Source organism: Microbacterium sp. NPDC058269 (assembly GCF_042881445.1).
GTDB lineage: Bacteria > Actinomycetota > Actinomycetes > Actinomycetales > Microbacteriaceae > Microbacterium.
The window spans coordinates 223,548-233,054 of sequence record NZ_JBHVXT010000002.1 but is presented as its reverse complement, the minus strand read 5'-3'; the positions used below and the strand labels follow the sequence as shown (position 1 = coordinate 233,054).

The 9,507-nt window shown below is 67.0% G+C and carries 12 protein-coding genes; 2 read left to right on the top strand and 10 right to left on the bottom strand.

The annotated features are described in order from the left end of the window. Positions 1-95 precede the first annotated feature (95 nt). From ACFVWL_RS09365 to ACFVWL_RS09330, 8 genes are all read right to left on the bottom strand, one after another. Positions 96-824 (bottom strand): amino acid ABC transporter ATP-binding protein, encoded by a 729-nt coding sequence (locus tag ACFVWL_RS09365; RefSeq protein ID WP_387181522.1) that lies wholly within the window; start codon positions 822-824, stop codon positions 96-98. Further along, complete coding sequence (locus ACFVWL_RS09360; RefSeq protein ID WP_387181519.1) at positions 821-2,299, bottom strand: amino acid ABC transporter substrate-binding protein/permease; 1,479 nt, start codon at positions 2,297-2,299, stop codon at positions 821-823. The genes ACFVWL_RS09365 and ACFVWL_RS09360 overlap by 4 nt, the downstream gene beginning before the upstream one ends. A gap of 54 nt (positions 2,300-2,353) precedes the next feature. Further along, positions 2,354-2,908, bottom strand: coding sequence for a GNAT family N-acetyltransferase (locus tag ACFVWL_RS09355; RefSeq protein WP_387181516.1), 555 nt, complete (start codon positions 2,906-2,908; stop codon positions 2,354-2,356). Between the two features lie 41 nt (positions 2,909-2,949). After that, positions 2,950-3,186 carry a DUF2442 domain-containing protein gene (locus tag ACFVWL_RS09350; protein ID WP_387181513.1) on the bottom strand — a complete coding sequence of 79 codons (237 nt, stop codon included), beginning with the start codon at positions 3,184-3,186 and terminating at the stop codon, positions 2,950-2,952. Further along, a complete protein-coding gene (locus ACFVWL_RS09345) occupies positions 3,167-3,403 on the bottom strand; it encodes a DUF4160 domain-containing protein (protein ID WP_387181511.1) in 237 nt (78 codons plus the stop codon). Before ACFVWL_RS09345 ends, ACFVWL_RS09350 begins: the two co-directional genes overlap by 20 nt. Positions 3,404-3,513: 110 nt before the next feature. After that, positions 3,514-4,944: a DHA2 family efflux MFS transporter permease subunit gene (locus tag ACFVWL_RS09340; RefSeq protein WP_387183584.1), complete on the bottom strand. Its 1,431-nt coding sequence runs from the start codon at positions 4,942-4,944 to the stop codon at positions 3,514-3,516. 152 nt (positions 4,945-5,096) lie between these two features. Continuing rightward, complete coding sequence (locus tag ACFVWL_RS09335) at positions 5,097-5,723, bottom strand: PadR family transcriptional regulator (protein WP_387181508.1); 627 nt, start codon at positions 5,721-5,723, stop codon at positions 5,097-5,099. 92 nt (positions 5,724-5,815) lie between these two features. Next, the gene (locus ACFVWL_RS09330; protein WP_387181506.1) at positions 5,816-6,364 is read right to left on the bottom strand and encodes a GNAT family N-acetyltransferase; all 549 of its coding nucleotides are present in this window, start codon (positions 6,362-6,364) and stop codon (positions 5,816-5,818) included. A 90-nt stretch (positions 6,365-6,454) separates the two neighbouring features. Here ACFVWL_RS09330 and ACFVWL_RS09325 point away from each other — a divergent pair, with 90 nt between their 5' ends. Continuing rightward, the gene (locus tag ACFVWL_RS09325) at positions 6,455-7,333 is read left to right on the top strand and encodes a phosphoribosylaminoimidazolesuccinocarboxamide synthase (protein WP_387181503.1); all 879 of its coding nucleotides are present in this window, start codon (positions 6,455-6,457) and stop codon (positions 7,331-7,333) included. 4 nt (positions 7,334-7,337) lie between these two features. On the opposite strand, the gene ACFVWL_RS09320 is transcribed toward ACFVWL_RS09325, so the two are convergent. Together ACFVWL_RS09320 and ACFVWL_RS09315 are read right to left on the bottom strand one after the other, a co-directional pair. After that, positions 7,338-7,697, bottom strand: coding sequence for a type II toxin-antitoxin system VapC family toxin (locus ACFVWL_RS09320; protein ID WP_387181501.1), 360 nt, complete (start codon positions 7,695-7,697; stop codon positions 7,338-7,340). Between the two features lie 32 nt (positions 7,698-7,729). After that, positions 7,730-7,993: a type II toxin-antitoxin system VapB family antitoxin gene (locus tag ACFVWL_RS09315; protein WP_387181499.1), complete on the bottom strand. Its 264-nt coding sequence runs from the start codon at positions 7,991-7,993 to the stop codon at positions 7,730-7,732. A 111-nt stretch (positions 7,994-8,104) separates the two neighbouring features. On the opposite strand from ACFVWL_RS09315, the gene ACFVWL_RS09310 reads away from it, so the two are divergent. Continuing rightward, entirely contained in the window at positions 8,105-9,433 is a 1,329-nt protein-coding gene (locus ACFVWL_RS09310) for a uracil-xanthine permease family protein (protein WP_387181496.1), read from the top strand. Positions 9,434-9,507 lie beyond the last annotated feature (74 nt).

Here is a 9,507-nt window from a genome sequence, read left to right as displayed (position 1 = left end):
CCCCGCCCACGCTTCGTCGACCGTCAGCTTATGGTGAAGTTCCGGCTGTGCCCCGACGGCAGCTCGCTCGAACGCACCACGGGGGGGGGACGAGGTCAGAGCACCTTCGAGAGGAAGTCCTTCAGACGCTCGTTCTTGGGCGCACCGAAGAGCTCGGCGGGCGGGGCCTCTTCGACGACGACGCCGCCGTCCATGAAGACGGTGCGGCCGGAGACCTCGCGCGCGAAGCCCATCTCGTGCGTCACCAGCACCATGGTCATACCGCCCGAGGCCAGATCACGGATGACCTGCAGCACCTCGCCGACCATCTCGGGGTCGAGCGCGCTCGTGGCCTCGTCGAACAGCATGATCTCGGGGTCCATCGCGAGCGCACGGGCGATCGCCACACGCTGCTTCTGCCCACCCGAGAGGGATGCGGGCTTCGCATCCGCCTTCTCGGAGAGGCCTACGCGCTCGAGGAGGGACAGTGCCCGCTCACGCGCCTCGGCCTTCGTCATCTTGCCGCACTCGACCGGCGCGAGCGTGATGTTCTCGAGCACGGTCATGTGCGGGAACAGGTTGAAGTGCTGGAACACCATGCCGATGCGTTGACGCACCTCGTCGAGCTTCACGCTCTTGTCGGTCAGGTCGACGCCGTCGATGATGACGTGCCCGGACGTCGGCTCCTCGAGCTTGTTGAGGCAGCGCAGCAGGGTCGACTTGCCCGACCCCGAAGGACCGATGACCGCGACGACCTCGCCGTCCTCCACCGCGAGGTTGATACCCTTGAGCACCTCGTTGTCTCCGAACGACTTGTGCAGGTCCTGCACCACGATCTTGCTCATGCGTTGAACGTCCTCTCCAGGCGGTTCGCGAGCAGCGTCAGCAGCGTGATCACGACGAAGTAGATGATGGCGACGATCGTCAGCACCTGCGCCGACAGATACGTCGAGGCGATGATCTGGCGCGAGACGAACGTCAGCTCCGCGAGTCCGATCACGCTGATCAGCGACGTGTCCTTGAGCGTGATGATGCCCTGGTTGACGAACGACGGGATCATGATGCGGAACGCCTGCGGGAGCACGACCTTCTGCATCGTCTTCCAGTGTCCGAGACCCAGCGAGCGCGAGGCCTCGTTCTGTCCCGGATCGACCGCCTGGATGCCTCCGCGGATGATCTCGGTCATGTACGCACCGGTGTTGAGCGAGAGCGTGATGGCTCCGGCGACGAACGGGTTGAACGTGAGCCCGGGGAAGAGCTGCGGGATCGCGAAGAACACGAAGAACGCCTGGATGAGGATCGGGGTGCCGCGGAAGACGTAGACGTAGGCGGTCGCGATCCAGCGGAACGGTGCGAACTTCGAGACCCGACCGAAGCCGAAGATGAGCCCCAGGATGAAGGCGGCCACGATGGCGACGATCGTCGCGAGGACCGTGAGCCACAGACCCTCCATGAGCGCTGGCCAGTACTGCACCGCGACGGAGATGATGTCGGTGAGCTGCGTGGACTCCTCGCCACCGGAGAGATACGTGTCGACGATCTCGTCGTACTCCCCGGACGCCTTCAGATTGGCGAGTCCGGCGTTGAACATCTCGATCAGCTCGGGGTGCTGCCCCTTGTTGACCGCGAAGCCGTACTCGCCGCCGAGCTCGGGCTCACCGATCAGGCGGAAGCCGGAGCCCTGCTGGATGCCGAAGGCCAGTACCGGGAAGTCCTCGAAGTAGCCGACCGCCTGGCCGGCCTTCACAGCGTCGACCATGTCGGTGGTGTCCTGGTACGGCGTGACCTTGAAGCCGTACTCGTCCTTGTTCTCGTCGGCGAAGGTCTGCCCCTGCGTGCCGGTCTTCACCGCGACGGCCTTGCCGTCGAGGTCGTCGAGGGACTGGATGTCGCTCGACTCGAGCACGCCGAGCTGGATGCCGCTGGTGAAGTACGGCTCGCTGAAGTCGAAGGTCTTCTGCCGCTCTTCGGTGATCGACATGCCGGCCATGACCGCGTCGACCTGGTTCGACTGCAGCGCCTGCACGGCGGCGTCGAATCCGAGCTGGCGGATCTCGACCTCGAAGCCCTGGTCTTTCGCGATCGCACGGAGCAGGTCCATGTCGATGCCGACGAGGTTGCCGTCCTTGTCGGTGAACTCGAACGGCGCGAACGTCGTGTCGGTGCCGATGACGTACTTGTCGCCGTCGTTCGCGGCGGTGGCGGGGGCGGCTCCCGCGAGGAGAGCCCCGACGGCGACGAAGGCGACGAGCGCGGCCGCGCCTACGGTGCGCACCGATCGGCGCAGGCGGCCCGCCGCGGCGGATGGATTTCGGATCACGACGTGTGCTCCTCGGGTCGACAGCAGCGACCGGACGACCGCCGAGGATCTACCCTAGCTCGCGGCGAGTCGGGTCCCCGAAATATCGATCCAGTAGCGCCGCACGCGGGGCTGCCCGCTCTCCGGCGCATCGATCACGTCTTCGAGTTCGCCACCAGCCCCCTCGATGGTGCGGATGGACCCGATGTTGTCGTCATCGCAGGTGAGCATCACACGGTCGTAGCCGTCGACCTTGGCGGCACGCAGCATGAGGCGGAGGGCCTCGCGCACGATGCCCTCGCGACGCCGCGACGGGATCACGGAGTAGCCGATGTGCCCGCCGAAACGACGCAGCCAGTCGTTGAGTTCACGCCGGAACGAGAGGAAGCCGACGACCTCATCGCCCTCGGTGATCCAGAAGTAGTCACAGGGCACGTGGCCCTCCGGCAGCGCGGCGCCGGGAGTGGCATACAGAGCCGCCTTCTCGACGATGTCCTCGCCGGAAGCCCTGTCAGGAACGAAACCCTTCTCGATACCGCCGCCGTCGACATGTCCGCCCTCGAACTCGGCCACTGCGGCGGCCCAGGAGTCGAAGAGGTCGATGGTCGGTCGAGTGAGTGCGATCGTCATCGCCTGATGACATCACATTCCTGAGTTCCCGGCAAAACGGGTCAGCGACCTCGAAGCAGCGCAGCGATGGATACGTCCTCATCCAGCTGTGGCCAGTGAATGCCCTCGCCGGCGCCGATCAGCCGCCAGTCCGCACGCTCGTTCGGGCTCGCATCGACAAGTCTCGGAAACCAGTCGAGGGGTACGCTGATCGTTCGTCCGTCCTTCATGCGCACATGCAGTTCGCGTTCGTCGGTCACGACGCCGACGGCGGCGGCGTCATCCACCGAAGTGCTCATGCCACGCCTCCTCGATCAGCCCGCGCTGGCGTTCGATCAATCGTCGATGCAGTCGCAGCTCACGGTCGTCGAACCTCGTCTTCGCCGCCGATTCTACCGGCCTGAGCCAGAACTTGGCAGTGAACTCCGCCCGCTCGACGTGCACATGCGGGGGCTCCGATCCTTCGTTGCTGTAGAAGAAGAATCGGTATCCGCGCACTCGCATGACCGTCGGCACGGAGCGACGATAGCTCCGCCACAAGTCCGAGTCGGAGGCAAGACGAGGACGAGCCCGAGAAGTGCGGAAGTCGCACCTCTCGGGCTCGATCGTGGAGAGACAGTCGCCGACTACTCCGCTCGCGTGGCCACCGGAGCAGCCGCATCGGTCTTGTCGTAACGGCCGAGGAACAACGAGGCGATGAGGGCGATCACCATCACGCAGGCCGGAAGCAGGATCGCCTGCGACATGCCCGCGGCGAATCCGTCGGCCACCTGGGGTGGCAGCGTTCCCCCGGTCGAGATGCCCGCCGGCGCGTCAGCGAGCCCCGGAAGGTTCGCCTCGAGCCGGGACTGCATGAACGCGGCGATGGATGCCGATCCGATGACCGATCCGATGGTCCGGGTGGTGTTGTAGATGCCGGCACCCGCACCCGCTTGGCGCGGCGGCAGCTTGCGCGTCGCGGTGGTGGCGAGCGGACCCCACATACCGGCGTTGCCGATGCCCATCAGCGCGGAGGGCAGCAGGAACATCCAGATCGGGGTGTCCATGTTGATCAGTGCGGAGTACCAGACGAGCGCTCCGGCCACGCAGAGCAGGCCCGGGATCAGGATGATGCGGGGGTCGACGCGGTCGAGCAGCTTGCCCGCGGCGGGCGCGAGCACACCGGAGAGCACGGCCATCGGGATCAGGAGCAGCGCGGCCTCGGTGGGCGTGAGCCCGCGTGCAGTCTGCAGGAAGAACATCATCGGCAGCGACATGCTCGTCACCGTGAAGCCGACCGCGGCGATCGCCACGTTCGCTCCCGAGAAGTTACGGTCGCGGAACAGCTCGAGCGGAACCAGCGGCTCGCTGCGGGTCTTCGCCTGCTGCAGGATGAACAGCCCGAGCACGATGAGACCCACGATGATGAGGCTCCACACCGAGATCGGACCCCAGATCACGCCCCAGTCGTACTTCTCACCCTCCTGCAGTCCGAACACGATCAGGAACAGGGCCACGGCACTCAGCACCACCCCGACGATGTCGAACCGGTGCGGGTGCGTTGCCAGCTTCGGGACCAGACGCCACGCGAGCACGAAGGCGACGATGCCGACCGGGATGTTCACGAAGAAGATCCACTCCCAGCCGAAGCCGTCGACGAGCAGACCACCCACGAGCGGACCGACGAGGGTCGCGACACCGGCGGTCGCGCCCCAGAGCCCCATCGCGGCGCCGCGGCGCTCGGGCGGGAAGGTGCGGGTGATCACCGCCATGGTCTGCGGCGTCATGAACGCCGCGCCGAGACCCTGCACGGCGCGAGCGACGATCAATCCCTCGAGGGTGGTCGACAGTCCGCACCACAGCGACGCGAGAGTGAAGACGGCGAGACCGATCAGGTAGATGTTCTTCGGGCCGAAGCGGTCACCGAGGCGTCCGGTAATCAGCAGCGGCACCGCGTAGGCGAGCAGGTAGGCGCTCGTGACCCACACGACGTTGTCGAGGTTGTTCGTGTTCGGGTCGAGCGCGGCCTTGATGGCCGGATTCGCGACCGACACGATCGTGGTGTCGACGAGGATCATGAAGAAGCCGATGACCAGCGCCCAGAGTGCGGGCCAGGGGCTAGCGGGCTTGTGACCCACGGAGTAGGTACCTGTCGACGGACCGGAGGTCGAGGGACCGGAGGTCGAGGGCGCGGATACCGGCGGGCGGTCTCCGTCGCGAGGGGTATCTGTCATTGCTGTGCAGCCTTTCGCTGGGCGCGGTAGCGGTCTGAGTGTGGGAATGCCGTGGGACCCCACGGCAGGACCTGGGTTTCGAGGCGGTCGAGGAGGGAGTCGAGCCAGCGGAGCTCGGCTTCCAGCAGGACTTCCTGACGCTCGATCTCGACGAGCACCTGCTCGGGCACGCTCTTCTCCGTGGCCTTCCGCAGGCCGTCGCGGTGCCGTGCGTGATCCTCGACGAGCGCGACGCGCCTCGCGCGCAGGAGGCCGATGACCTCCTGGCGCTCGAGGTTGTGCGCCTCGGCGAGCGCGATGCGGAAGTCGGCCGGGTGATCGATGCGGGGCAGCTCGCGCTGCACCCACGTCACGACCGCTTCACGTCCGGCATCCGTCAGGGCGTATGTCGTGCGCTCCGGACGGTTGCCCTCGCGGTCGATGCCGAGCTCCTCAATCAGCCCCGCGCGGTGAAGCCGGGAGACCGTGTGATAGAGCGTCCCGTTGGTGATCGCGAGCAGGCGGTCATCGTGACGCGCACGCATGAGACGCACCATCTCATAGGGGTGCATGTCGCCCTCGCGCAGCAGTGCGAGCACCATCACCCCCATGGGGGTGAGCCGATCGACAGCGTCCTTCGCCATGTCCCTCACCTCAAATAGTCCATGTGGACTATACGCCCAACGGCGGACAGCGACAAGACCGCCCCCGAGCGGTCGGTCAGCCGGTCAGCCGGTCAGCCGAGGGCGGCCGCGAGCTGCGTCGGGGTGAGCGGTCGGTCCGCGTACACGAGCCGCATCACCGCAGGATCGGGGTTGCCGACATCCGCCGCACGATGCACGAGTTCGAGGCCCAGCTTCTCCGCCACGTGCGCCGACGCCCGGTTGTGCTCCACGAGGTAGGCGATGACCGGGCGATCGGGGTCGATGAGTCGTGCCTGCTCGATGCCGGCGCGCGCCAGCTCGGTCGCATACCCGTGTCCGTGCTGATCGGCCGCGATGCGGTATCCGACGTTCCACACCTCGCCGCGAAGCAGCGTGCAGCCGCCGTTTCCGATGATCTCGTCCGTGTCACGCAGACGTGCCACCCACGATCCGAGTCCCGCCTGCTCCCAGCTGCGGTCCCAACGCTCCATCATGTCGAGGGTCGTCGCCGGGTCGATGTGTCGGAGGCTCGGAAAGTGCGTCCACACCCGAGGATCTTTCTGGATCGCGAAGATCGCGTCGAGGTCGGAGGCCACCGCCCGCGACAGACGGAGCCGGTCGGTGAAGATGTCGTCAGCCACGCCTCCACGCTAGACACCGGCTCCGACACCCGCGAGCGCGACCCACGGACGCGGGCGATCGCGGTCGGACGGAACCGGGATAATAGGCGGGTGAGCACACCTTCAGAAGGCACGGCACAGAGCATCCCCGGCTGGCGGCACATCTACTCGGGCAAGGTCCGCGACCTGTACGCCTCGGAGGATCCGGCGGACACCCGCATCCTCGTCGTGGCCTCCGACCGCGTGAGCGCCTTCGACACCGTGCTCTCCCCCGGCATCACCGACAAGGGCGCCCTGCTGACGCGGCTGAGCCGCTGGTGGTTCGCGCAGCTCTCCGAGTTCCCCAACCACATCGCCGAGGGCGAGTTGCCCGAGTCGGTGGCCGATCACGCCATGCTCGCGCAGTCGCTCGAGATGCTGCCGATCGAATGCGTCGTGCGCGGGTACATCACGGGCTCGGGCTGGGCCGAGTACCAGGAGAGCGGCACCGTGTGCGGCATCCCGCTCCCGGCCGGTCTGCAGAACGGCGACCGGCTGCCGAAGCCGCTGTTCACCCCGGCATACAAGGCGCCGATGGGCGAGCATGACGAGAACATCACGTTCGAGCGCACCGTCGAGCTGGTCGGCGCCGAGCGCGCGGCCGAGCTGCGCGACGCCTCCCTCGCGATCTACGCCCGTGCCGCCGCGATCGCCGAGGAGAAGGGCCTGATCCTCGCCGACACCAAGTTCGAGTTCGGGACGGATGCAGACGGCACCCTGCGCCTGGCCGACGAGGTGCTCACGAGCGACTCCTCGAGGTACTGGGACGCCGAGGCCTGGCGCACCGGCACCAGCCCGAGCGCACGGATGGCGAGCTTCGACAAGCAGATCGTGCGCGACTGGATGGGCGCGAACTGGGACAAGCAGGGCGAGCCGCCGGCGCTTCCCGACGATGTGGTCGCGCGCACCGCCGACCGCTACCGCGAGCTGATCGACCGCCTCGGCGCCTGAACCGTCAGGCAGGTTCGACGCGACGCACGTCGGTGTGGATGAAGTCGTCACCCTTGAAGAGCAACGGCTCGTCGCGACTGACCGCGAGCGCATAGGAGAAGCAGTCGCCGTAGTTCAGGCGGGCGCGACTCCCGGAGCCACGGCCGTAGCGCACGTAGGCTCTGGTCGCCAGGCGCGCCTGATCCTCGTCAAGCGGAACGACGGTCGCCCCCGTCGCCTCCAGAAGCTCGTCCAGCGCGAGCGCCTTCTCCTCGCCTCCTTTGCCACGGAGCACGATCATGCACTCCGTGAGCGTGGCCGCGGATAGGGAGAACGGGCCCCCCTCCAGCAGTCGTCCGATCTCCGCAGCTTCGGGCTCCGCCATCAAGACAGCCACGAGGGCTGAGGAGTCGACGATCACCGAGGCATTCCCGTCTCGTCGTAGAGCTCGTCCATGATCTCTTCGGTCGTGCGCCCGGTGGAGGGGATCTGCTGCGCCCGCCGGATTATCGCCCGTATTCGGCGACGCCGCTCCAGCTCGTCATCCGAGCGCTGCTGCTCCAGCTCGGCCAGCCTCCGCCGCACCGCATCTTCCACCGCGCTCGTCTGGCTCTGCCCGGTGAGCGCCGCGAGCCGGCGCACCAGCTCGTGCGTCGTCTCGTTCTTGATGTTCAGGCTCATGTCTACCATTCTACCGTCGCATCTACCATGGTAGAAAGCGCTCAGGGAAAACTCAGGAATCGGTAGTGTTGCTCCAGCACTCCCGACATCCCCGAACCTTGAGGAGCCCGCATGGCCCTGTGGAAGCTGCACGGAAACGGCCGCACGGTCGAGCCCGGCGCCGTCGTCCGTCCCGATGAGCGCCTGAACTGGCCAGCGACCATCGCGATCGGTCTCCAGCACGTCGTGGCGATGTTCGGCGCCACGTTCCTGGTGCCGATCATCACCGGGTTCCCGGTCGCCACCACGCTGCTCTTCAGCGGTGTGGGCACGATCCTGTTCCTGCTGGTCACGCGCAACAAGCTGCCCAGCTACCTCGGTTCGTCGTTCGCCTTCATCGCACCGGTCACCGCCGCGACCGCCTCCGCGAACATGGGCACCGCCCTGGCCGGAATCGTCGCGGTCGGCGTGCTGCTGGCGATCATCGGCGTCGTGGTGCACACGGTCGGAGTGAAGTGGGTCGATCGGTTCCTGCCGCCGGTCCTCGCCGGAACGATCGTCGCGCTCATCGGGTTCAACCTCGCCGGCGCGGCGCACAACAACTACGCCGCAGCACCCGTGACCGCGACGTTCACCCTCGCGATCACCATCCTCTTCGCTGTGGTGTTCCGCGGCTTCCTCGGGCGCATCTCGATCTTCCTCGGCGTGATCGCGGGGTACATCTTCGCGGCGTTCCGCGGCGAGCTCGACTTCAGCGCCGTCGAGAAGGCCGACTGGGTGGGCCTGCCGACCTTCACCTTCCCGAACTTCACCGAGCCCGGCACCCTCACCGCACTCGCGATGTTCCTCCCGGTCGTCCTCGTGCTGATCGCCGAGAACGTCGGCCACGTCCGCGGCGTCGCGACCATGACCGGCGACGCGAGCGTGAACCAGCAGACCGGAAAGGCGCTGATCGCAGACGGTGTCTCGACCACCCTGGCCGGCTTCTTCGGCGGTTCGGGCACCACGACGTACGGCGAGAACATCGGCGTGATGGCATCCACCCGCGTCTATTCGACCGCCGCTTACTGGGTGGCCGGCGCAGCCGCGATCCTGCTCAGCCTCTCCCCCAAGTTCGGCGAGGTCATCAACTCGGTGCCCGCCGGAGTGCTCGGTGGCGTGACGACGGCGCTCTACGGCCTGATCGGCGTCATCGGCATCAAGATCTGGGTCGACAACCGCGTCGACTTCTCACGCCCGGTCAACCAGTACACGGCAGCGGTCGCATTGATCATGGCCGTCGGGGGTTTCATGATCAAGGACGAGGCTTCCGGGTTCGAGCTCGGCGGCATCGTCATCGCCACCGTCGCGGCGATCCTCATCTACCACCTGGGCAACCTCATCGCCCGCCTGCGCAAGACCGGCGCCGACGACCCCAAGCCTCTCGAGGCGGTCGGTCCGCTCGGCGGCGACCCCGCGTAGGTCGCCCCCCACGAACACGAAGATCCCGGATGCCTCGCGTGAGGCATCCGGGATCTCTGCGTTTCGCAGCCCGC

Excerpts from the sequence above, each read along its gene's own strand:
- ACFVWL_RS09365 (WP_387181522.1), bottom strand. The coding sequence starts at position 824 with ATGAGCAAGATCGTGGTGCAGGACCTGCACAAGTCGTTCGGAGACAAC.
- ACFVWL_RS09355 (WP_387181516.1), bottom strand. The coding sequence starts at position 2,908 with ATGACGATCGCACTCACTCGACCGACCATCGACCTCTTCGACTCCTGG.
- ACFVWL_RS09350 (WP_387181513.1), bottom strand. The coding sequence starts at position 3,186 with ATGAGCACTTCGGTGGATGACGCCGCCGCCGTCGGCGTCGTGACCGAC.
- ACFVWL_RS09340 (WP_387183584.1), bottom strand. The coding sequence starts at position 4,944 with ATGATCCTCGTCGACACCACGATCGTGTCGGTCGCGAATCCGGCCATC.
- ACFVWL_RS09335 (WP_387181508.1), bottom strand. The coding sequence starts at position 5,723 with ATGGCGAAGGACGCTGTCGATCGGCTCACCCCCATGGGGGTGATGGTG.
- ACFVWL_RS09320 (WP_387181501.1), bottom strand. The coding sequence starts at position 7,697 with ATGGCGGAGCCCGAAGCTGCGGAGATCGGACGACTGCTGGAGGGGGGC.
- ACFVWL_RS09315 (WP_387181499.1), bottom strand. The coding sequence starts at position 7,993 with ATGAGCCTGAACATCAAGAACGAGACGACGCACGAGCTGGTGCGCCGG.
- ACFVWL_RS09310 (WP_387181496.1), top strand. The coding sequence starts at position 8,105 with ATGGCCCTGTGGAAGCTGCACGGAAACGGCCGCACGGTCGAGCCCGGC.